21 protein-coding genes and 1 tRNA gene are annotated in these 23,716 nt (G+C 33.0%); 12 read left to right on the forward strand and 10 right to left on the reverse strand.

Annotation, left to right across the window (positions count from 1 at the left end; translation table 11 throughout):
* Nucleotides 1-174: 174 nt before the first annotated feature.
* Nucleotides 175-249: transfer RNA gene (locus BUA03_RS15450), tRNA-Val, on the reverse strand.
* Between the two features lie 213 nt (nucleotides 250-462).
* Here BUA03_RS15450 and BUA03_RS15455 point away from each other — a divergent pair.
* Complete coding sequence (locus tag BUA03_RS15455; RefSeq protein ID WP_066082029.1) at nucleotides 463-2,247, forward strand: ABC transporter ATP-binding protein; 1,785 nt, start codon at nucleotides 463-465, stop codon at nucleotides 2,245-2,247.
* Between the two features lie 102 nt (nucleotides 2,248-2,349).
* On the opposite strand, the gene BUA03_RS15460 is transcribed toward BUA03_RS15455, so the two are convergent.
* Complete coding sequence (locus tag BUA03_RS15460) at nucleotides 2,350-3,519, reverse strand: proline dehydrogenase family protein (RefSeq protein WP_066082027.1); 1,170 nt, start codon at nucleotides 3,517-3,519, stop codon at nucleotides 2,350-2,352.
* Nucleotides 3,520-3,611: 92 nt separating this feature from the next.
* Here BUA03_RS15460 and aroB point away from each other — a divergent pair, with 92 nt between their 5' ends.
* From aroB to BUA03_RS15495, 6 genes are all read left to right on the forward strand, one after another.
* Nucleotides 3,612-4,679 (forward strand): 3-dehydroquinate synthase, encoded by a 1,068-nt coding sequence (aroB, locus tag BUA03_RS15465; protein WP_066082025.1) that lies wholly within the window; start codon nucleotides 3,612-3,614, stop codon nucleotides 4,677-4,679.
* 288 nt (nucleotides 4,680-4,967) lie between these two features.
* Nucleotides 4,968-6,368, forward strand: a complete 1,401-nt coding sequence (locus BUA03_RS15475; protein ID WP_066082020.1) for a type III PLP-dependent enzyme domain-containing protein — start codon at nucleotides 4,968-4,970, stop codon at nucleotides 6,366-6,368.
* A 93-nt stretch (nucleotides 6,369-6,461) separates the two neighbouring features.
* Nucleotides 6,462-7,433, forward strand: a complete 972-nt coding sequence (locus tag BUA03_RS15480) for a deoxyhypusine synthase family protein (RefSeq protein ID WP_066082017.1) — start codon at nucleotides 6,462-6,464, stop codon at nucleotides 7,431-7,433.
* Nucleotides 7,434-7,441: 8 nt separating this feature from the next.
* The gene (locus BUA03_RS15485; protein WP_066082015.1) at nucleotides 7,442-7,849 is read left to right on the forward strand and encodes a DNA primase; all 408 of its coding nucleotides are present in this window, start codon (nucleotides 7,442-7,444) and stop codon (nucleotides 7,847-7,849) included.
* 87 nt (nucleotides 7,850-7,936) lie between these two features.
* Nucleotides 7,937-10,048 (forward strand): DNA helicase RecQ, encoded by a 2,112-nt coding sequence (gene recQ / locus BUA03_RS15490; RefSeq protein ID WP_066082013.1) that lies wholly within the window; start codon nucleotides 7,937-7,939, stop codon nucleotides 10,046-10,048.
* A gap of 8 nt (nucleotides 10,049-10,056) precedes the next feature.
* Nucleotides 10,057-10,533, forward strand: a complete 477-nt coding sequence (locus BUA03_RS15495) for a DNA-deoxyinosine glycosylase (RefSeq protein ID WP_066082011.1) — start codon at nucleotides 10,057-10,059, stop codon at nucleotides 10,531-10,533.
* 1 nt (nucleotide 10,534) lies between these two features.
* On the opposite strand, the gene BUA03_RS15500 is transcribed toward BUA03_RS15495, so the two are convergent.
* From BUA03_RS15500 to BUA03_RS15515, 4 genes are all read right to left on the reverse strand, one after another.
* Nucleotides 10,535-11,050 (reverse strand): DinB family protein, encoded by a 516-nt coding sequence (locus BUA03_RS15500; protein ID WP_066082009.1) that lies wholly within the window; start codon nucleotides 11,048-11,050, stop codon nucleotides 10,535-10,537.
* Nucleotides 11,051-11,060: 10 nt separating this feature from the next.
* Nucleotides 11,061-13,646, reverse strand: a complete 2,586-nt coding sequence (locus BUA03_RS15505; protein ID WP_066082006.1) for a phosphoenolpyruvate carboxylase — start codon at nucleotides 13,644-13,646, stop codon at nucleotides 11,061-11,063.
* 100 nt (nucleotides 13,647-13,746) lie between these two features.
* Complete coding sequence (locus BUA03_RS15510; RefSeq protein ID WP_066082003.1) at nucleotides 13,747-14,226, reverse strand: Lrp/AsnC family transcriptional regulator; 480 nt, start codon at nucleotides 14,224-14,226, stop codon at nucleotides 13,747-13,749.
* A 76-nt stretch (nucleotides 14,227-14,302) separates the two neighbouring features.
* The gene (locus BUA03_RS15515; protein ID WP_066082001.1) at nucleotides 14,303-15,457 is read right to left on the reverse strand and encodes a M14 family metallopeptidase; all 1,155 of its coding nucleotides are present in this window, start codon (nucleotides 15,455-15,457) and stop codon (nucleotides 14,303-14,305) included.
* A gap of 311 nt (nucleotides 15,458-15,768) precedes the next feature.
* Here BUA03_RS15515 and BUA03_RS15520 point away from each other — a divergent pair, with 311 nt between their 5' ends.
* The gene (locus tag BUA03_RS15520; protein WP_066081999.1) at nucleotides 15,769-16,242 is read left to right on the forward strand and encodes a helix-turn-helix domain-containing protein; all 474 of its coding nucleotides are present in this window, start codon (nucleotides 15,769-15,771) and stop codon (nucleotides 16,240-16,242) included.
* A 365-nt stretch (nucleotides 16,243-16,607) separates the two neighbouring features.
* Here the strand turns inward: BUA03_RS15520 and BUA03_RS15525 are convergent, their stop codons facing one another.
* Nucleotides 16,608-17,159, reverse strand: a complete 552-nt coding sequence (locus tag BUA03_RS15525; protein ID WP_066081997.1) for a 1-acyl-sn-glycerol-3-phosphate acyltransferase — start codon at nucleotides 17,157-17,159, stop codon at nucleotides 16,608-16,610.
* 61 nt (nucleotides 17,160-17,220) lie between these two features.
* Here BUA03_RS15525 and BUA03_RS15530 point away from each other — a divergent pair, with 61 nt between their 5' ends.
* A complete protein-coding gene (locus BUA03_RS15530; protein WP_066081995.1) occupies nucleotides 17,221-17,889 on the forward strand; it encodes a spermidine synthase in 669 nt (222 codons plus the stop codon).
* An 89-nt stretch (nucleotides 17,890-17,978) separates the two neighbouring features.
* A complete protein-coding gene (locus tag BUA03_RS15535) occupies nucleotides 17,979-18,689 on the forward strand; it encodes a potassium channel family protein (protein ID WP_066081992.1) in 711 nt (236 codons plus the stop codon).
* Between the two features lies 1 nt (nucleotide 18,690).
* On the opposite strand, the gene kdsB is transcribed toward BUA03_RS15535, so the two are convergent.
* Together kdsB and BUA03_RS15545 are read right to left on the reverse strand one after the other, a co-directional pair.
* Nucleotides 18,691-19,416 carry a 3-deoxy-manno-octulosonate cytidylyltransferase gene (gene kdsB / locus BUA03_RS15540; RefSeq protein ID WP_066082035.1) on the reverse strand — a complete coding sequence of 242 codons (726 nt, stop codon included), beginning with the start codon at nucleotides 19,414-19,416 and terminating at the stop codon, nucleotides 18,691-18,693.
* 231 nt (nucleotides 19,417-19,647) lie between these two features.
* Nucleotides 19,648-21,069: an ATP-dependent DNA helicase gene (locus tag BUA03_RS15545; protein WP_066081990.1), complete on the reverse strand. Its 1,422-nt coding sequence runs from the start codon at nucleotides 21,067-21,069 to the stop codon at nucleotides 19,648-19,650.
* 230 nt (nucleotides 21,070-21,299) lie between these two features.
* On the opposite strand from BUA03_RS15545, the gene BUA03_RS15550 reads away from it, so the two are divergent.
* Nucleotides 21,300-22,121, forward strand: coding sequence for a DUF3822 family protein (locus tag BUA03_RS15550; RefSeq protein ID WP_066081988.1), 822 nt, complete (start codon nucleotides 21,300-21,302; stop codon nucleotides 22,119-22,121).
* The gene (locus tag BUA03_RS15555; protein ID WP_066081986.1) at nucleotides 22,118-22,708 is read left to right on the forward strand and encodes an RsmD family RNA methyltransferase; all 591 of its coding nucleotides are present in this window, start codon (nucleotides 22,118-22,120) and stop codon (nucleotides 22,706-22,708) included. Before BUA03_RS15550 ends, BUA03_RS15555 begins: the two co-directional genes overlap by 4 nt.
* Nucleotides 22,709-22,723: 15 nt before the next feature.
* Here the strand turns inward: BUA03_RS15555 and BUA03_RS15560 are convergent, their stop codons facing one another.
* Nucleotides 22,724-23,656 carry a ketopantoate reductase family protein gene (locus tag BUA03_RS15560; RefSeq protein WP_066082033.1) on the reverse strand — a complete coding sequence of 311 codons (933 nt, stop codon included), beginning with the start codon at nucleotides 23,654-23,656 and terminating at the stop codon, nucleotides 22,724-22,726.
* Nucleotides 23,657-23,716 lie beyond the last annotated feature (60 nt).

Genomic DNA, 23,716 nt, shown 5'->3' on the forward strand with positions numbered 1-23,716 from the left:
ATTCAGAAATCAATTTAGAGGAGTGAGAAAAGTAGATTTCTTCCTGTTTAGGTTAACTAAGTTATTTGCCTAATCCCCAAGTTTTGTTCTTGATCCCTTTATATCGACTTTTTAAATATTTCTGAAAAACAAAGGCATAAAAAAACTCCATTATTTCTAATGGAGTTAGTCTTGTGGGCGATGAGGGGTTCGAACCCCCGACCCCCTCGGTGTAAACGAGGTGCTCTGAACCAGCTGAGCTAATCGCCCTTATACAATTTAGTAACTTTCGTTTCCGTCATTGCGTGTGCAAATATACACTTAGAATCCATATCTGCAAACACTTTTTTAAAATAAATTATTAAAATTTTCGATAAATCTTCTTTGTTACTCTTTAACAGCATTTTAAATAAAAGATGAAACTGAATGATTTTTTTGTATTGACTTCGTATAGTCTTACATTTGTCCCATAAATAATAAATAATGGCAAGATTCAAAGAAAACGATTTACCAAAATCAAAAATTACCGCAACTTCTCTCAGTAAAGCAATCATTATATTTAAGTATGCTGGAAATCATAAATGGAAATTTTATGTAGGTTTGGTTTTCCTTTTATTTACTGGCGCAACTGCTTTGGCTTTTCCTAAATTAATGGGAATGCTTATCGATTGCGTAAAAAACAAAGATAATTCTCAGGCTAATTATATTGCTTTGGGTTTGCTTGTTATTTTATTTATGCAATCTATTTTTTCTTTTTTTAGATTGTATTTATTCGTCAATTTTACGGAACATACATTAGCGAATCTTAGATTAGCTTTGTATAGCAATTTGGTAAAACTACCAATGTCCTTCTTTTCACAAAAACGGGTTGGAGAATTAAATAGCCGAATCAGTTCTGATATCACCCAAATACAAGATACCTTAACCTCTACAATTGCCGAATTTTTAAGACAATTTATTCTAATTATTGGTGGTGTATTGTTATTGGCAAATGAAAGTATCAAATTAACATTGCTGATGCTATCTGTGGTTCCACTTGTTGCTGTGGCAGCTGTTATTTTTGGTAGATTTATCCGTAAGTATTCCAAAAGTGTTCAGGATAAAGTAGCCGAAAGTCAAGTAATTGTTGAAGAAACCATGCAAGGAATTTCGATAGTTAAGGCTTTTGCCAATGAATGGTATGAAATTGCACGATACAATGGCAAAATTAAAGAAGTGGTTAAAATAGCGATCAAAGGCGGAAAATACAGAGGATACTTTGCTTCATTTATTATCTTCTGTCTTTTTGGAGCTATTGTTGCCGTAGTTTGGTTTGGTGTTCGATTGAGCATTAGTGGCGAAATGAGTGTCGGACAATTAATCTCTTTTGTCCTGTATTCTACGTTTGTAGGAGCTTCTTTTGGAGGAATTGCAGAACTTTATGCGCAAATTCAAAAAGCAATTGGAGCAACTGAACGCGTTTTTGAATTATTAGACGAAACTCCTGAAAAAATTAATTCAACTCAAAATGAAACAGCACAAAAAATAAAAGGAAACGTTACTTTCAAAAATGTAGCCTTTAGCTATCACTCCAGAAAAGAAATTAAAGTATTAAAAGACGTTAGTTTCACGGCTAATTTTGGACAAAAAATAGCGATTGTGGGACCAAGCGGAACGGGAAAATCAACTATCGCTTCGCTCCTATTGCGTTTTTATAACGTTGATAACGGAGAAATATTAATTGACGGAAAAAATATTTATGATTATGATTTAGAAAATCTTCGGGGAAATATGAGTATCGTACCCCAAGATGTTATATTATTTGGTGGAACCATTAAAGAAAATATTGCCTACGGAAAACCCAATGCTACTGAAGAAGAAATTATTTTGGCAGCACGACAAGCTAATGCTTTAACTTTCATCGAAAGTTTTCCTGAAAAATTTGAAACCATTGTGGGTGAAAGAGGAATTAAATTGTCTGGTGGACAAAGACAACGCATTGCAATTGCTAGAGCGTTATTAAAAAATCCAAGTATTTTAATTTTAGATGAAGCCACATCATCATTAGACAGTGAAAGCGAAAAACAGGTTCAGCAAGCTTTAGAAATTTTGATGCAAGGAAGAACCAGTATCATTATAGCGCATCGTTTGTCAACCATTCGAAGTGCTGATCAAATTTTAGTTTTAGATAATGGTAAAATTACAGAGCAAGGCACGCATCAGGAATTAATTGCCTTAGAAAATGGAATCTATAAAAATTTAAGTAATCTGCAGTTTAGTAATTCTTAATTTTCCCCCCAACCCTCTCCATACGAGAGAATGGTAATAGATATTTATACAAAAAGCTCCAATTGTTAAATTGGAGCTTTTTGTATAAAAGAGATTTAAGAACTACTTCCCTTTTCTTCTTTTTCTTTCTTCTTTTATCATCTCTAATTCACGGCTCGTTTGACCCGCTACTGAAGTATTTTCTTCAGCGCGACGAATCAAGTAGGGCATCACATCTTTTACAGGACCAAACGGCAAATATTTGGCTACATTGTAACCATTGGTAGCTAAATTGTAACTAATATTATCACTCATACCATATAATTGGCCAAACCATATTCGGTCATCATTGGTTTTAATGCCTTTTTCCTGCATCAATTCCATCAGTTTGTAGGTGCTCAATTCATTGTGCGTTCCTGCAAAAATGGACATGATATCCAGATGATCTGCCATATAACGTACGGTAATGTCATAATTTTCATCTGTAGCTGCTTTTGTCTTACAAATTGGCGATGGATACCCATTTTCCACTGCCCGTGCAATTTCCTTTTCCATGTAAGCGCCACGAACTAATTTCATACCAATAAAAAAGCCTTCATCTTTAGCTTGTTCGTGCAATTTTTTCAAATAATCCAACCGATCCCAGCGGTACATTTGCAACGTATTGAAAACAATTGATTTTTCTTTATTGTATTTACGCATCATATCAGTAACCAAATCATCAGCGGCATCTTGCATCCAACTTTCTTCTCCATCGATGAGCAAGGCCACATTTTTAGAATGAGCATCTTTGCAAACTAAATCAAAACGCTCCACCACTCTATTCCATTCGGCTTGTTCTTCAGAAGTCAGCGTTTGTTTGTCTCCTATTTTTTCATATAATTCAAAACGTCCAAAACCAGTTGGCTTAAAAACGGCAAAAGGAATTGCTTTGCGCTCTTTGGCAAAATCAATCGTTTTTAAAGTCATTTCAAGAGCCGCATCAAATTGATCTTCTTCTTCTTTTCCTTCTACTGAATAATCTAAAACAGAGGAAACCCCTTTTGTAAACATTTTATCCACTACAGAAAGGCAATCGACTTCATTAATTCCACCACAAAAATGATCAAAAACAGTAGCGCGAATTAAACCCTCAACCGGAAGGTTCGCTTTTAATGCAAAATTTGTAACTGCGGTTCCAATGCGGACTAGCGGCTGATTCGCAATCATTTTGAAAAGAAAATAAGCTCTATCAAGTTCTGTATCACTTTTTAATGAAAAGGCAACTTGTGTATTATTGAATATTTTTTCCATTATTTGTTAAATTTTTCTACAAATATAGACAGAGTTTTGAATATTATTTAGCAAAAATTGCCTTATTTTGCGGTTCCAATAAACACATAAAAATGCAGTCAATTCAAGCCAACAGTTATCCAATTCATTTCAACGAAAAAGGATATGAAGCGTTAAACCTTCATTTAAAAGAAAACAAATATTCCAATCTATTTATTATTGTAGACAGCAATACTAATGAATTTTGTTTACCAAAATTGCTTCCTTTTTTAGCAACTGACCTTACTATTGAAATTATCGAATTTGAATCAGGGGAAGAAAATAAGAATATCGAAACCTGTGTCCAAATTTGGAATGTATTAACGGAACTTGGTGCTGATAGAAAAAGTCTTGTGCTCAATCTAGGCGGTGGTGTTGTCACTGATTTAGGTGGTTTTGTAGCATCAACTTTTAAACGTGGGGTTGATTTTATCCACATTCCCACCACTTTATTATCCATGGTGGATGCTTCTGTAGGTGGTAAAAATGGAGTTGATTTAGGCAATTTAAAAAACCAAATTGGCGTAATCAATGTTCCTAAAATGGTACTCATAGATACGCAATATCTTGAAACGGTGCCACAACATGAAATGCGTTCCGGTCTCGCTGAAATGCTGAAACACGGTTTAATTTATGACAAGCACTATTGGGAACAGTTTTTAGATTTAAAAGCCATCGATTTTGCAGATTTTGATACCTTAATTTACCGTTCCGTTGAAATAAAAAATGAAATTGTATTACAAGATCCAACAGAAAAAAATATTCGTAAGTCATTGAATTTTGGTCATACTTTAGGTCATGCCATTGAGAGTTATTTTTTGGAAAATGAAAATAAAACTACGTTGTTACACGGCGAAGCCATTGCTGTGGGGATGATATTAGAAAGTTTCATCTCATTGCATAAAAAACTGATCAATAAAAACGAATATGCTGAGATAAAATCCTGTATCAAGTCCATCTTTGACGACATCATTTTTGAAGAAAAAGATATAGAGCCTATTTTAGAATTGCTGATACACGACAAAAAAAATGAGTATGGAAACATACAGTTTGCATTGATTGAAGGTATCGGAAAAATAAAAATCAATCAATCGGTTGAAAATGAATTAATTCTTAAGGCGTTTCTAGATTATAAATCTTAATTATTTTTTATAAAAAGGATTGCATTACGTATATAATATTTTTTACATTTGCACCAATGAAAAAAAGTCAAAACAAACAAAATTATAGTTCGAATAAAACCCAAAAAAAGATGTCTTTTCTAAAGATATTAAAACGGTTTTATTCTATTAAAGGCAACTTTAGTTTTGATGTTTTCCAATATTTAAAAGCAGACCACGAAAAGCTTCAGATCATTTATGCAAATATTCGGGTTTGAATTATCGGTTACTTTATTTTTACAATATTTTAATCTATAATTACGACATCCAATGAACACAAAATATTCTGATTTAATAAATCAAACGTATTATTTCCCTCAAGAAGAGTTTACTTTAAACAAAGATAACCTGCAGTTTCACAATATCGATTTGATGAAATTGGTGGAACAATATGGCACTCCTTTAAAATTTACCTATTTACCTCAAATTTCAAATAACATCAACAAAGCCAAAAGCTGGTTTCGTAAGTCGATGGAAAAAAATAAATATGAGGCAAAATACTATTACTGCTACTGTACAAAGAGTTCTCATTTTGAGTATATCATGAACGAGGCGTTCAAAAATAATATTCACATTGAAACTTCCTCTGCCTTTGATATTAATATTGTTGAAAATTTATTGGCAAACGGAAAAATCAATAAAAGTACCTATGTGATTTGTAATGGTTTCAAAAGGGACCAATACATTGATAATATTGCACGTCTTATCAATAATGGTCATAAAAATACGATTCCGATTATTGACAATTTCGAAGAGTTAGATTTACTACAAGGACAGATAAAAAATAAATTCAAAATTGGAATTCGTATTGCTGCCGAAGAAGAGCCAAAATTTGAATTTTATACCTCACGATTAGGAATTGGATACAAAAATATTGTTCCCTTCTACAAAAGAGAGATCAAAGAAAATAAAAAATTGGAACTGAAAATGTTACACTTTTTTATCAATACCGGTATCAATGACAATGCCTATTATTGGAATGAATTAGTAAAATGTATCAAAGTATACGTGGCATTAAAGAAAGAATGTCCCACTCTTGATGGATTAAATATTGGTGGTGGTTTTCCAATAAAAAACTCGCTTGCATTTGAGTATGATTATCAATATATGATTGATGAAATTATCAATCAGATAAAAATTGCTTGTGATGAAGCTGAAGTAGATGTACCAAATATTTTTACTGAATTCGGTTCTTTTACAGTGGGAGAAAGCGGCGGTGCTATTTATCAAGTTTTATATCAAAAACAACAAAATGATAGAGAGAAATGGAACATGATTGACTCCTCTTTTATCACCACTTTACCAGATACTTGGGCTATTAACAAACGTTTCATTATGTTAGCAGTCAATCGCTGGAATGAAACCTATGAAAGAGTACTGCTGGGCGGAATGACCTGTGATAGCGATGATTATTACAACTCCGAGCAAAACATGAATGCTATTTACTTGCCAAAATACAATAAGGAAAAACCACTGTATATTGGTTTTTTTAACACCGGTGCTTATCAGGAAACTATAGGTGGATACGGAGGATTACACCATTGTTTGATTCCACAACCCAAACATATATTAATAGACAGAGACGAAAACGGAATTTTAGCCACTGAAGTTTTCTCAGAACAACAAACCTCAGAGGACGTTTTAAAAATATTGGGCTACGACCGAAAATAAATTAACAAGCATTCAATTATTCAGTTTAAAAAATCGTTAAATTTGAAATACTATTTTTAACGTAATGATTATTAGGTATTTAAATTAAAAAAAATGAGCAAAGGACCAATCAGTCAGTTTATTGAGAAGCACTATCTGCATTTCAACGCTGCATCTTTAGTTGACGCAGCTAAGGCATACGAAGAACAATTAGCCAATGGTGCAAAAATGATGGTGAGTATGGCCGGTGCTATGAGTACGGCCGAGATTGGAAAAATATTTTCTGAAATTATTCGTCAGGACAAAGTGCATATTATTTCTTGTACAGGTGCAAATCTAGAAGAAGATATCATGAATTTAGTAGCTCATTCTCATTATGAAAGAGTACCGAATTACCGTGATTTGACTCCTCAGGACGAATGGGACTTACTAGAAAGAGGTTTAAACCGTGTTACTGATACTTGTATTCCTGAGCACGAAGCCTTTCGTCGTTTGCAAAAGCATATTTACAAAATCTGGAAAGATGCTGATGACAAAGGAGAACGCTATTTTCCACATGAATTCATGTATAAAATGCTACTTTCAGGAGTACTTGAGGAATATTACGAAATAGACTTAAAAGACAGCTGGATGTATGCAGCTGCCGAGAAAAATTTACCTATCATTGTACCAGGATGGGAAGATAGTACCATGGGAAATATATTCGCATCGTACGTAATAAAAGGAGATTTAAAAGCATCTACCATGAAATCCGGTATTGAATACATGGTTTTCTTATCTGATTGGTATCCAAAAAACAGCACTAAAGGTGTAGGTTTTTTCCAAATTGGTGGTGGAATTGCAGGCGATTTTCCAATATGCGTGGTGCCAATGTTGTATCAAGATATGGAAATGCATGACATTCCTTTCTGGAGTTATTTCTGTCAGATTTCAGACTCGACAACCAGTTATGGTTCATATTCTGGAGCAGTACCAAATGAAAAAATTACTTGGGGTAAGTTGGATATTAAAACGCCTAAGTTTATTATTGAGTCAGATGCTACCATTGTAGCACCTTTAATTTTCGCTTATTTATTAGATCTATAGAATTATTTATGAAAAGAGTAATAGTTGATTACGCAAAACTTACCAATGAAATTTTGAATCTTTTGGTTGATAAATTTCCAGATGGTTATGATGATTCAAACATTATTAGTTTTAGAAACGCTAAAAATGAATTGATTGAAGCAGTTGAAGTACGAACTGAAGACACTATTTATTTAGTTAAAGTAAGTACTAAACTTGCCGATAGAATTGAGAATTATGATGAAGATGACGAAATTATGATTGATGAAGTTGTTGAGCCAATTAAAGGATTGGATTTAGACGATGACATCGAAGATGATGACGATGACGATGATGCCATTGACAAACCAGATGCTGATTCAGGCGATGATGACGATGACGATGATGTTGATGAAAAAGATTTTGCAGAGGAAGAGGATGACGATGATGAAGATTAAATAATTCCATTTCAAATATAGTACTAAAAAGGAACTCACTACGAGTTCCTTTTTTTTATAACTTTAGACTTCTAAATATACGCCTTAATGACCCAAACCATTTTACACGCCAAGCTCAAAGACCACTTTGGCTTTGAAAAATTCAGACCCAACCAAGAGGAAATAATAAATTGTGTTCTTTCTGGACAAGACACCTTGGCAATTATGCCTACAGGTGGTGGAAAATCAATTTGTTTTCAACTGCCTGCATTAGTATTTCCCGGAATTACACTTGTAATCTCGCCACTTATTGCGCTTATGAAAGACCAAGTGGATAGTTTGAAAGCAAACGGAATTCAAGCCTGCTTTATCAATAGTAGTCAATCTGAAGAGGAACGTCAATTTTATATTGAAAGCCTACAATCAAACATCATAAAACTAGTTTATATAGCGCCGGAGAGCTTGTCATTTTTAGACAATCTTTTCAATAGTTTAACAATAAGTCTCATTGCAATAGATGAAGCGCATTGCATATCAGCTTGGGGACATGATTTCCGACCTGCCTATACCAATTTAGGATATTTAAAAAAACGCTTTCCTTCTACTCCTATCTTAGCTTTAACTGCGACTGCTGATAAGGCTACACGTAAAGACATTAGCGAACAATTAAACTTAATAAATCCTAAAATATTCATCGCTTCTTTCGATCGAAAAAATCTGAGTTTAGAGGTTCGTCCCGCTTTGGACAGAGTAAAACAAATTATAGATTTCATACAAGAAAAGCCAAACGAATCAGGTATCGTTTACTGTTTAAGCAGAAAAACTACGGAAGAACTTGCTGAAAAATTGCAAAAAATTGGAATCAATGCAAAGGCCTATCATGCTGGTTTAGACAATAAAATTCGCTCTACTACACAAGATGAATTTATTAGTGATGATTGCCAAGTCGTTTGCGCCACTATCGCTTTTGGTATGGGTATCGATAAATCAAATGTGCGTTGGGTAATTCATTATAATTTACCTAAAAATATTGAAGGGTATTATCAGGAAATTGGACGTGCCGGTCGCGATGGTTTGCCATCAGAAACGGTGTTATTTGAAAGTTACGGAGATGTAATTCAACTACAAAAATTTGCCTCTCAAGGTTTAAATGCCGAAGTTCAATTGGCTAAACTAGAAAGAATGAAACAATATGCTGACGCTCTAAGTTGTCGCAGAAAAATATTGCTTTCTTATTTTGGAGAACTTGTAACAGAGAACTGTGGGAATTGTGATATATGTAAAAATCCTCCCTTATTTTTTGATGGAACCGTGATTGCTCAAAAAGCACTATCTGCAATTACGCGATTGCAAGAAACCGAACCATTACCAGTAATCATCGACTTTCTGCGGGGTTCTAAAAATGCATATATTTATGAAAAAGGATACCAAAACTTAAAAACGTATGGTATCGGTACTGACCTTTCTTGGTTTGACTGGAACCAATATTTAATTCAACTAATTAATCTGGGGTATTGCGAAATTGCGTTTCATCAACAAAATAAAATCCGAGTAACGGCTTTCGCCAAAAAAGTTTTATTCGAAGGCGAAAAAGTACAGTTGACAACAGTTCAAAAAATTACTATTGATAAGCAAGAGATAAAGGAAGGAAAAACTAAAACGGTTACAAATTCACTTTTTGAAATCTTACGAAAATTACGTTATGAAATTTCAAAAGAAGAATCTGTCCCGGCTTATGTGATTTTTAGTGATGCGGCTTTACGCCAAATGGAAACGGAAAGACCCATGAGTGATCAGGATTTACTAGCTATTGATGGTGTTGGAAAAGCAAAATTAGAGAAATATGGCGATGCTTTTATTAAAACTATTATAGACTTTCATAAATCAAAAGTAGTTAAACGAAAAAAAGAAGCTACTACTTACAAAGAAACATTAGAATTGTATCAAAATGGATTTTCAGTTGAAGATATTGCGCAAAAAAGAAAATTAGGATTAAGTACCATTATGTCGCATTTAGCCAAATTGTATGTTGATGGAGCAGCTATTGACCTAAGTCAGTTTATAACTAACCAAGAAGTATCTAAAATTGCTGAGGCGCAAATAAAATTGGAATCCCCAAACACGCTGAAACCCTATTTTGACTATTTTGAAGAAAAGATAGATTACGGGAAAATCCGATTGGCATTAGCCATACTAGAGAAAGAAAACGCAGTAATTTAAAAATTAACATGATACATTCCTTTCCTCCTTTTGTAAACGCTCAAACAGAAATTCTGATTTTAGGTACAATGCCTGGAATTACGTCCTTAGAAAAACAGCAATATTATGCGCACCAACGAAATCTTTTTTGGAAAATTATGTACACCATTTTGAAAAAAGTACCTATATCCGAAATTTTTGAAGAAAAGATAGCCTTACTCCAACAACATAAAATTGGATTGTGGGATGTTTTGGAAAATTGTGAAAGACAAGGAAGTTTAGATGTTAACATCAAAAATCACAAAGAGAATGATTTTGAAATGCTTTTCAAGGAATTTCCTTCCATCTCCAAAATTATTTTTAACGGGAAAGAAAGTCATAAATACTTTTTTAAAAAATTTGGACAAATAGAAGACATCACCTATTATGTAATGCCTTCCACCAGTCCTGCTCATACAATGACTTTTGAAAACAAGCTACAACTATGGTCAGCCTGTTTCCACTAAACTATAAATACCTCTCTTGAAAAATCTTTTGGTGGTGTTTTTGATGTCCAATCATAATAAAACCAATCGCACGAACAGAAACATCCGCATTTGAAGCAATTCCCATTCTTTCTAACTGAAATGCTGAAAAACTTTTAAAAAGAAATATATTCGAATGTCTAACTGCTGAAAATTCAGTTAATAAATCCTGAATACTTCTGCTGTTAGCACTTGTATTGTCTATATAATTATTTTCATCAAACCCGGGTAAGGGCGTTTGATCATCTCTCGAAATTCGCAATGCCCGATAAGCAAAAATCCGTTCCGTATCAATTACATGCTGAATAATTTCTTTAATGGTCCATTTTCCTTCTGCATACCGATAATCAAATTTATCCATTGGGATGTTTTGTACAAAATGAATAAAATCGTGTAATGAAATTTCTAATTCATCCATCAATGTGATTTCTCCCAAAGCGTTTAAGTAGGGAGTATAAAAAGGGGCATATTCGTTTACAGGTAATTGTGTTGATTTCATTTTATGTTATTTAAGCTGAATTTCTGCTAGCATTTGTATTTCCAAAAAGAGAACGAGTCACTATTTTCTCATACACTTTTATAAGCGATTCATCAGGAGTATTTTCTTTATTCAATTCGTTAATTCGTAATAAAGCATATTGTTGTATCGTTAACAATGGCAGTACAATACGTTCTCTTATTTGTATGGATGCTTTACCATCTGGGTAATTTTCCATAAGCTCTTTATGGCCTGCTATTTTTAAAAGCAATCGTTTTGTTTCTAAAAATTCATCATAAATTATTTGCCAAAAATCCCCAAACTGCGGATCTTTTTTCATGTAAGCTGTCAAAGGAAAAAATGACTTAGCCAACGACATCATACTATTTTCTAACAAGGTTTTAAAGAACAAAGAATTATCATATAAATCTTGAACTTTATTCCACTGATTTGTATCTTCAAAATGTTTTAAAGCGGTACCTACCCCAAAAAAACCAGGAACATTTTGCTTCAGTTGACTCCAAGAACCCACAAAAGGAATTGCTCTTAAATCAGCAAAATCTAAATGTTCTGATTTACTCCTTTTCGAGGGCCTACTTCCAATATTCGTTTTAGCATAGTACTTTAGTGTACTCATTTGTTCTAAATAGGGAATGAATTTGGGATGATTTTTGAAACTTAAATACTTTTCATATCCTAAACCTGCCAATTGATCTAATATACTTTTTTCCTCTAAAGTCAATTCATTATCTCCTTTACCAAAAACTTGATTCGTCACACCAGCACTCAGTAAGTTTTCCAAGTTATATCGACAAGAATCTAATGTTCCAAAATTAGAGCTAATAGTCTGCCCCTGCACCGTAACCTGAATTTCATTATTCTCAATATTCGGCCCTAAAGAAGCATAAAACTTATGCGTTTTTCCACCACCACGAGCTGGCGGACCACCACGACCATCAAAGAAAATAACCTTAATACCATACTTTCTAGATATTGTCGTAAGTTCTTCTTTGGCTTTGTAGATACTCCAGTTTGCCATAAGATAGCCTCCATCCTTTGTACCATCAGAGAAACCAAGCATGATGGTTTGCTTATTATTTCTATTAATTAAATGTCTTGCATAAGCAGGATTAGTATATAACTTTTCCATAATAGCATGCGCATTTTGCAAATCATCCACAGATTCAAATAGAGGTATAATATCAACTGTAGGATCCTCCCAATTACTCAAACGAAATAACGCAAAGGTTTCCATTACATTAAGCGCACTTTCATTATTACTAATGATATAGCGATTAGCGCCAAATTCTCCGTTATTTTGTTGAATTGTTTTAATAGCTTGAATGGATTCAATAGTTAAGCGTGTCAATTCATTTTCAAAAACAGCGGGATCAAGATTTCCACTTGTAGTTGACAAGACCTTAAATTTTTCTTCTTCTGTTAATTCAAAATAATTTTTTGGAAAAACAGATTCATCGGTTTTTAAATAATATGCGACGATATCATTAAACACTGCGTCATGTATTTTACTGTTTTGACGAATATCCAAAGAGGCAAAATGAAATCCAAACAAATTAACTTTTATCAAAAGTGCATCTAATTCATCCAAATATAAGGATTGATGTTGATCAATAATAATCTGTTTTATTTTACTAAGTTCTGCTTTAAATTCATCTAAAGTGATAAAAATTTCTCCTTTAGAATAAAAAACAGATCTATAAAGCTTTTGTTCAAGCTGATTAACTAAAGCGCCTACGCCTGAGAAAGTTAATTTTCTTTTTAAGCCTCTCATTTCAATATAATAACATTTCAAAATGGAAGTTCGCAAACGCTCTGCTACATTCAAAGTAATCTCTGTTGTTACAAATGGATTCCCATCACGGTCTCCGCCAGGCCAAAACCCAAGCTTAATTAACGGGTTTTTTATGGAGTTCCCATCAAAAATATTTTTTTGAAGATAATGAACCATTTCTCCGGAAGTTTCGTAGAATACATTTTCAAGATACCAAATCAAGCTTACCGCTTCATCAAAAGGATTTGGTTTTTCATTTTGAATGAAAGGAGTTTTACCTAATTGCGCTAATAATTGCTTGATATCTAATAAATTATTCTTGCGGATTGCCTCTGTTAAATCATTGATAATCCCAAGAACTGCTCCAGGATAAAACTGTGTAGGATGAGCTGTTAAAACCGTCCTCACATTGAAATCTTCCAAGAAATCAATTAATTCCTCTTGTTTGTTTTTTGCATCAGACTTCTCTTTTATATCTCGGAGAGATCCTCTGCCTTCCATATTGTTGATAATCGGAAAAGCAGCATCTTCAATAGCATCAAATAATACGATTTGGCGCTCTATATACTGAATGAAGCGAAACATGATGTCAATTTTATCAGCCTCCGATGCATCATGTAAATAACGTTTAACAAAAAAATCAACTATTTCTTTAGGTGTTTCTTGTTTTTTGAAGCCTGTATCACAAATATCTGTAAATAAAGGAAGTAAAGCTCCGGTATTATCTATAGAATGAAACGGTAGCGTAATAAAAACACTATTGTAAATATTATATTTCGATAGAACGTCTTGATTGAAACGTTCAATTTTAGGTAGTGTGTACATAGTTGTTCGGTTGTAGTTGGTTTAGTTAGTTCATTTGTCATAAAAAAACCCCAAGAATTACCTTGAGGTTATATTTATTATATAGCGCATTCAAGAGTAATTACATATTTTTGAAAATAGTATGCATCAAGCGCTTCTTATCATTAATACTTTCTTCTAGCGAAATCATAGTTTCAGTTCTATAAACACCATCTATATCGTCAATCATAAAGATAACATCCTTTGCATGCTTAGTATCTTTAGCTCTAATTTTGCAGAAGATATTAAATTTTCCTGTGGTAACAGAAGCAACTGTAACGTACGGAATTTCATTAATTCGCTCCAACACAAATTTTGTTTGAGAAGTATTGTTTAAAAAAACACCAACATACGCGATAAATGAATATCCCAATTTATCATAATCAAGAACTAATGAAGATCCCATTATAATACCTGCATCTTCCATTTTCTTAACTCTAACATGCACAGTACCTGCAGAAATTAATAATTTTTTTGCAATATCCGTAAATGGAACTCTTGTATTGTCTATCAACATATCCAAAATCTGGTGATCTACTTCATCTAAACGAAATTTACTCATAATTCTTAAATTAATATTATTAATTGCTATAACAAAGTATAAAAATATACATAAAAACAACAAAAAGACATAAATATTATATTTTTATCATTCCGTTAACAACTTTTATGTTATTATTTAAATAAAAATCAGCTTTTTGATTTAATTTAGGAATATCTTCAAGATCATCTCTATATAATGCTCCTTCGGCATCGTATTCAAAATGACCAAAATAGTTTTCTAAATCTCCTATGTGCACGACATAGGCGTTAAAACAAATCTGATTTTCAATTAATTCTTCTTTGTATTGTGCTGCAAAATTGGTGATTATTTCGATACCATCATAATTTATTTTGATGTTTTTATACATAAAATCATAAAAAACGACTTTATTTTGAGGAATATTCAAATATTTGTTAATTCCGTTGCTAACTATAACGTTTTCGCTCAGTGTATTAAAACTTAGAATTAGTGCCATAAAAACATATTTACGAGTTACCTCTCTTTCATAATCATCTTGAAAATGTCCCGCTTCAAACAAGACAGTAGGTACTCCCAAATTTTGAAAAGTATCTCCAATACAGTTGATATTGAACGAATCATCAAAACGAGCAATTTGATTGGGCAAATACTGCTGTAACAATTCATTTACGCTAGCAATCAAATGAATAGCCTTCAATCGAGATTCATTAACTTCTCGCTCTTTATTATAAGAAGGGGCTAAAAAGGACAAAGTAGCTGGTTTTCCCGTGTCGCTAACACCAAAAATAGTACGCTGATCATGAAGGTTGAAGCAATAATCCGGTTTAAAAAGCTCAAAAGTTTCTCTTAAGAGCTTACTTTCTGGCTGCGTCAACTCTAGCGAATCGCGATTTAAATCCACTTTATTGGCATTTTCTCTTGTATATAATGTGGCACCATCTGGATTTAACATTGGAATACTACAAAAAGTAAATGTATTTAGTAATTGGTGCGCCAATTCTGAACCGCTGTGCAACACATTTAAAAAATCAAACAAGGCTTTGGTAGTTGTACCTTCATTTCCATGCATTTGCGACCAAAGAAAAATTTTAGTTTTACCTTCTCCAATTTGATACGAATAAATCGACTTTCCTAAAACTGATTTTCCAATAATCTGTAGTTGATTATCGGTATTTAATTTTTGCAATAACGGTTCAATCGAATCCAAAGTGATGTACCGACCGTGAATAGATTTTTCTTCATATTGTCTAAATAATAATTCTAAATTCATGCTGTTTTATTTGATTTACAAAAGTAAACATCTTTATATTTACAATTGTAAACAGTCAAAAGTCAAAAAATATTATTAATGTAAACAGTATTCTAGTGTTAATAGGGACAAACAATCGGTTCTTAATACATAAATTTTATTAATTATTTTAATAATACCTAAATAATACATTATCAATATTTTAAGCTATTATACATAATTAAAAACTTTAATAAAAAATGGGGAAATGACACGACTTATACTTGTAATCTTGCTATTTCAAGCTGTTTTAATTACATTTGTAACTAGTTAATATTTAATAGTGATTTACAATGGTAAACATCGAGGATTTTATAAAAAGATTAGAATTTATACTAGATTATTATAGCTTGAATGCCTCTTCTTTTGCTGATAAAATTGGGGTGCAGCGTTCCAGTTTGTCCCACCTCCTTTCAGGCAGAAACAAACCCAGCTTGGATTTTATTCTTAAAATATTAGCCGTGTTTCCTGATGTTGATTTGTATTGGATTTTGAATGGAAAAGGAACCTTTCCCAAAATTTCGGAGCAGTTTGATAAAAAAGAAAATACGGTTGAGCCAGTGGTGAACTTTAATAATCTGGCTCCTATAACAACGGAAACAATTCCAGAGAATTTATTTTCGGAAATCAATATCCCAAATCCGAGGCCATCCTTAGAATCACAAAAAATAGAAAATCCAAACGGAAATAAAGAACCTGATTCTGGTGCAATTGATAAAATCGTGATTTTTTATAAAAATGGGACCTTTAAAAGTTACATTCCTTAGTAGGTAAAATCCCAATGCAACTTTTATTTTATTCGAACAGGTAAAGGCTGCTCCCGCAATTGCGCTCACACTTGACTCAGCATTTTCAGTCGATAATATGAGGATTTGTTAATAGCAGCAGTACGCTATAAGAGAGCCTTCCTTTTCGCCATTATAATAAACAATGATCTGCTCTGTAAAAATATTACAAATTATGTAACCGTTTCTGTTGTCATGAACACAGTTCTGTAATTACTTTATTCACAAGTATCCCATAAGGTTACAAAATTAAATTGTATCGTTGTCTGTTGCAAATCAGTGTTTTTAAAATAAGTAAAAATTTAATTAATTGGTTTTAACTTTAACTTATTTATTTTGACTTGTCTTTACACTGAGTAGCCCTTTTGTGGATTTTTACCTTTAACTCCTATGAAATGTTTTTTTAAAATGGCTATATCATTTTCAATTGCACCTGACGGCGACAAAGGATTCCCTAATTTAACTTCTTTTTTTCCAAAATCGAAAGCTATAGGTACAATGGGAACATTTGCTTTCAATGCGATGTAATAAAATCCCGTTTTTAGTTCGGTTACTTTTTTACGTGTTCCCTCTGGTGCAACGGCTAGTCTAAAAATTTCTTTTCGTTGGAAAATAGCCGCAATGGAATCGACTTTATTTAAACCTCCGGAGCGATCCAAAGGCTCTCCTCCCATGTACCTAAAATAAAATCCAAATGGGAAACGAAATAATTCCTTTTTACCAACCCAATTCATTTCTAATCCGGTAATTCCTCTGATGAAAATACCCAAATAAAAATCATGTGCACTAGTGTGAGGCATTACCATCATAACACATTTTTTGATATCGGTATTAATGCTGCCCAATATTTTCCACCCCATGAGTCTGAAAAATATCCATTTATATAATCGTTTCTTCATTCTTTACTATTTAGCGTAAATTAAATAATTTAAATCTTATTTTTGGGTAAAACAGCGTACAATGATAAAAAAAATATTCAGTTATCTTATTCCCATAAAAATTTACGAGACTAAATCGGTATTGAGTAAATCTATTGAAGTCACTTGGGCCAATGGAGAATTAGTTTTAGACTCGCAAAACGCTAATTATTCTTATGGCAGTTTACAACGCATCTTGAGATTAGGATTAAAAAATATTGGATATGAAAAAATAGTTGCAATGAATCATATTCTTATTTTGGGAGTTGCTGGAGGAAGCGTAATAAAAACATTGGTGGAGGAAATTAAATATAAAGGAAAAATTACCGGAGTTGAAATGGATGCCGAGATCATAAAAATAGCCAATGCCTACTTTAAACTGGACCAAGTAAAAAACCTTGAAATTGTGATTGATGATGCTTTCGAATTTGTTTTAAAAACCCAAAATAAATATGATTTGATACTCATTGATGTTTTTCAAGATACAACAATGCCTAATTTTCTGTTTGAAGATTTTTTTATCAAGCGTACCTGCTTTCTGTTACAACGCAAAGGTTTCATTCTTTTCAATACGATGATTTTGAATGAAACGCAAAACATAAGAAACAAAAAATATGTCTCTGAATTTTACAACCCTCAATTTCAAATTAAAACAATTCCGCGAGTTGAAATTCATAACGAGCTAATTTTAATTGAAAAATTGGAACCCTAAAAAACTAGAAATAAATTATAATCCGATCTAGTAGCATTGCAGCACAATTATTTTGTACTCTTACATCGCCTATTTTAAATGCAAATTGAATGAAAAAAATTATAAAAAAATTGTTTTTAGGGAAACCATCTCAAGGTGCTCAGCCCCAATTCAATCCCCTTCAAAAACGGATACAAAACATACAATCCATTTGGAACAACGACCATCAGGAAGACAATGGAATTGAAAAAATCGTCCGATTACTATTGGCTTCTTCGCAATTGTTTTTTCCTGGAATTTATATAAAGTATTGGGCTGGTAAAAAAGGTGTTGAATACCAAGATTTAGCCTTGGATTTTTATGTGTTGCTTAAAGTAATTTTTCCGATTTTAATTTTAATAAACCACTGGCAAAGCCAACTATGGGTCATTTGGATTCTTGTCTATGTTTTTTTAGAAACCGTTTTTTACATACCAACATTAATTTTTGCCTCTGATTTATTCTCGAAACCACGATCGTACAAAAGGTCAATGCTGCTACTTTTTTTTAATTATTTAGAGATCGCCTTTGCTTATGCTGTATTTTATTCCGTCGACAATTACTTGAATAAGCCATTCTATCATTGGTTTGATGCAGTTTATTTCAGCATTGTAACTTCGTCTTCCATCGGTTATGGCGATTATTATCCAATTACGACAATCGGAAAATTTCTAGTAACTACACAAGCATTATTATTTCTGTTTTTTATTGTGCTTTTCTTGAATTTCTTTTCTACCAAAGTAAAAACCAAAGGCTATTTTGATCATGAAAACCAGAACTAAATTACACCATTTTTCTGGCTCTTTCTAAGTCTTCTGGGGTGTCAATTCCGATTCCTACATGAGAAGTTTCAACCATTTTGATGCGTTTGCCAAATTCCAAATAGCGCAATTGCTCTAGTTTTTCGGATGCTTCCAAGGATTGCATAGGTAAACTGTAAAAATCCAGTAACGCTTGTTTTCTAAACGCATAAATCCCAATGTGTTGCATGTAGCGAACGCCTACATTTTTCTCCCTTGGATACGGAATCACCGAACGTGAAAAGTACAGTGCAAATCCATTTTGATCCACGACCACTTTTACGTTATTCGGATTATTGATATCGGCTTCATTTGTGATTTCTCGCATCAAGGAAGCTAAATCCACTTTTTGATCCAAATCATTTCTAAAAACTTCTATGACTTTTGCCAAAGGTTCTATATCGATAAAAGGTTCGTCACCTTGCACATTCATCACGATGTCAACGTCTAGATTTTCGACTGCTTCCGCAATTCGGTCGCTTCCTGATTCGTGCTCTTTGATACTCTTGATGGCTTTTCCACCATGAGAAACGATTTCGTCATAAATCAAATCAGAATCCGTTACCACAAAAACATCGTCAAACAATTGCGTGCTTGTGGCGGCTTCGTACGTTCTTAAAATCACTGTTTTACCTCCCAAATCCTGCATTAGTTTTGCCGGAAATCGTGTGGAAGCGTACCGTGCGGGAATGACTGCTATTATTTTCATTTTTATATTTTTTATTACCATAAAGGCAAAGAAAGCACTAAGTTTCGTTTTACAAAGGCTTACTGTATTATTTCAGATATGTTAACGAATTCCAAGTTTCTGTTTTTTCGTTTGCTATTGCAAGCATAATAATTTTTATTTTACTTTGTTCATACTCACGTAAACAATTGAAAAAAAATCCGTCTCAAGTGAATCTTTTTGGATGTAATTTATTCTTACTATTTGCTTACATCAATCCACAAAATTATCATCTTTAAAACCTATTAAATACAATTTATTTTTGGCTCGCGTCATGGCCGTATACAACCATCTAATGTAATCTCGATTGATACCATCTGGCAAATAAGGCTGTTCTATAAAAACGGTATTCCATTGACCACCTTGTGACTTATGGCACGTTATCGCATACGAAAATTTAACTTGCAATCCATTGAAATATTCGTTGGCTTTAACTTTTTGGAACTGCTTGAATTTGGTTTCTCCTTCATAATCTTTCAATACTTCCTGATACAAGCGGTTCGATTCTTCATAAGTTAATGAAGGAGACTCACTTTTTATGGTGTCTAATAATAAAACCGTTTCAAACGGAATCTGATTTGGATAATCAATCATTCGAATCTTTACTTTGGCAAAGGTAAAGCCATATAATTCTTTTATATTGAAAATTTCCAATACTTCAATAATATCACCATTGGCAATAAAACCTGCTTCATCCGAATCTTTTAACCAAAAATAATTGTTTTTCACCACCATCAAGAAATCCCCTGTGGAAAGTTCGCTTTCCTTATCGAGTATTTTGGTTCTGATTTGCTCATTATATTGATTTGCTCTTTTATTCGAACGAACAATAAACGCAGTATCTTCGATGCTGTAATTACTGTACGCCGAATTAATCGCATCTTGAATATCGTATCCATCCGTTAGTCGAACGATATCTTTGAATCTCTTGACATCAAATTTGAATTCGTCGATAAAAGAATCTTTTAATAATTCCCGTAGTTCTGTAGCATTATGCAAAATCCCCGAATTTTCCTCCTGACGCATGACTTCATCTAGTTCGATATGTTCCACTTCTTTATTATAATTCATTCCCAAAGTACGAATGTCCAATGCAGGACTAATGTCCAAGTTTACCGGTGGCAATTGCGCTGTATCTCCCAGCAAAATCATCTTACAATTGGTTCCTGAATACACATACGAAATCAAATCATCCAGCAAAGAGCCATTTTCATATAACTTCGAATCGGAATTCGTGTCTGAAATCATCGAAGCTTCATCCACTATAAAAATCGTGTTTGTGTGTTTATTTTGTTGCAGCGTAAATGAAACGCCACCACCTGAAGATTTTTTAGGAAAATAAATTTTTTTATGAATTGTGAAAGCTGGTTTGTTCGAATAATTGGCAATAACTTTTGCCGCACGACCTGTTGGTGCGAGCAAAACATACTTTTTATTAATGTCCAATAAACTATTAACTATGGTGGAAATCACCGTAGTTTTTCCTGTTCCTGCATATCCTTTTAAGACAAAAATGGTATTGTTATCTGCTTCGGTTAAAAATATTGCTATTTTTTGAAAAAAAATATCCTGTTTGTAGGTGGGTTGGAACGGGAATTTTTTTTGTAAAAGACTATAAAACGAGGAGGAATTCATCTGGACATGGTTTAAATGCAAAGTAAGCATTTTCAAAATCAAAAATCAATTTTGATTTGAAATAGTAATTTAAATGTAACTATTAATTGATTCTACTTTTACTATTTTTATTGGGAGATTAATGTTTGCAACTACTTTTTGCAATTGATATTGTTTTTTAAATTTGTAAGTTTGCCAACTCATTTAATTCTTTCTAATTTCTGAAGCAGAGCTGAATTCTAAATCACATTATGTTAACACCAAATCCAAATATAACTGAAAAGGTCTATAAAAAACTTTCCATTCAAGTTTCCTTGACTGGTCTTTCTTTTTGTTGTTTCGATACGTTAAATGATACGGTTAGTTCGTTTAACGATGTACATTTTGATCCTTTTCAAAAAGGGATAAAAATAGAAGATTTGTTTGCTACTGCTTTTCGGGACTATCCAGAATTAAAAGAGTCGTATGATGAAATTTTGGTAATTCACAGCAACAACCTTTCTACTTTTGTTCCTGAATCTTTATTTGACGAGAATTTTTTAGGGAGTTATTTACAATACAATACTAAAGTTTTTGAAACCGATTTTTTTGCTTTTGATGAAATTCCAAACTACCAGATGAATGCGGTGTACATTCCTTACGTAAATATCAACAATTTTTTTATAGACCAATTTGGTACTTTCGATTACAAACACGCCAATAGTATTCTAGTTTCCAAGCTTTTATTGGCCTCCAAAAACAAGGAGGACAAAAAAATGTTCGTACATATTAATAAAGGTCATTTTGAAATCATTGTGATTCAAAACCAAAAATTATTACTTTTCAATTCTTTCGATTATACTACGCCAGAAGATTTTATATATTACATTTTATTTACCGCTGAACAATTAAACTTAAACCCAGAAAATTTTCTACTAGAACTTATTGGGAATATAACCCTCGAAAGTGACTATTTTCAAATCGCTTACAAGTACATTCGCAACGTTTCCCTTATTGATGTGGAAGATTTGCGATGGAACAATTATTTTTCTGAGGCCGAAAACAGAAATCATTTTATACTTTTCAACTCATGAGAATCATTTCAGGAAAATACAAAGGAAGACGCATTTTTCCACCAAAAGGCTTGCCCGTTCGTCCCACAACCGACATGTCTAAAGAAGCATTATTCAATGTTTTGAACAACCATTTCAGTTTTGAAGGCCTTAAAATATTAGATTTATTCGCAGGAACAGGAAACATAAGTTATGAATTTGCGTCCCGCGGAAGTACACCAATCACCTCTGTAGATGGCGATTTTGGTTGTGTGAAATTTATCAAACAAGTTGCAACTGAATATGATTTTAATATTGCTGCTACAAAAAGTGATGTTTTTACCTACTTGGAAAGATGCAAGACATCTTACGATATCATTTTTGCTGATCCACCTTATGCTTTGGACCAAAAAACATTTGAGAAAATCATCCTTTTAGTTTTCGAAAAGGAATTGCTCAATGAAGAGGGAATGATGGTAATTGAACATTCAAAATACACTAAACTAGAGCACATGATTCACTTTTCATTCCAGAAAAGTTACGGTGGTTCTATTTTTAGTTTCTTCGAAATAGGAAAAGACGACGAAGAAGCTGAGGAATCACTAGAAAACGATAGCGAAGAGGAATAATCCCATTTTATCTAATTAGGAAGTTGAAACACTTGACAATTTATCCAAAACCATTTGATACGTTGGTGTTTCAATTTCATACTTAGCGCCTTCATTCACCACAAACTCAGTCAAAGAAGCTAATTCCATTTTTCGTCCTGCCATTAAATCCCGATGCATGGAGGAAGTAGCATCATGAGGTGTTTTTTCTAATTTTAGAATAGTTTGCATAATAATGTCATGTGGTAAATTCAACCCTTTTACGGCAGCAATCATCGTAATTTCGTTTAATAAGGCCACATACACGGAGCGACTCGACTGACTTTCTAAAATTTCGCCAATATTTTGATTCAAGTAAGAAGTAGCTGAAGCCAATGCCGAAATAAAAATGAATTTCTCCCAAACGGTTTCTTCGATGTTTTCCACCAAATAACTTTCCATTTTCGCATTTTCAAAAATAGATTGTAATTTATTTAATGCAGCAATGGGAGCAGTTGCAGATCCAAAAAATAGTTTTTCGAAAGGACCCACTTTTCTAATCACTCCAGGCGAGACAATCATCGAGACAATATAAACGCAGCCTTGTACAACTTCATTGTCAGGAAATAGAGCACTAATGCGTTCTTGTGCATCAACACCATTGTACAACGGCAGAAGTACCGTGTTTTTAGTAATACATTTTTTGATAGAAAGAAGACTCTCTTCAATATCATAGGTTTTGGTCGCGCAAATAAGAAAATCAAGTTTTCCTATTACTGCAGGATCACTAGAAACGACTGTAGGAAAAACGATTGTCTCCTCCTCATCAGTAGTAATTTTGAGTCCGTTTTTTGCAATTATTTTTTGAGTTTCACCCCTAGCAATAAACATTATTTCGATAGAATCAGAATTAGCATAAGCTTTTGCTAACAACCCGCCAAAATAGCCTCCTACTCCACCCATTCCTAAAATTCCAATTCTTGTTTGCATACCCATTTTACTGTATCAGATTTGATCAAAAGTACAAAATCTTTAACATAAACTTCTAAA

The organism is Flavobacterium fryxellicola (assembly GCF_900143245.1).
GTDB classification, from domain to species: Bacteria; Bacteroidota; Bacteroidia; order Flavobacteriales; family Flavobacteriaceae; genus Flavobacterium; species Flavobacterium fryxellicola.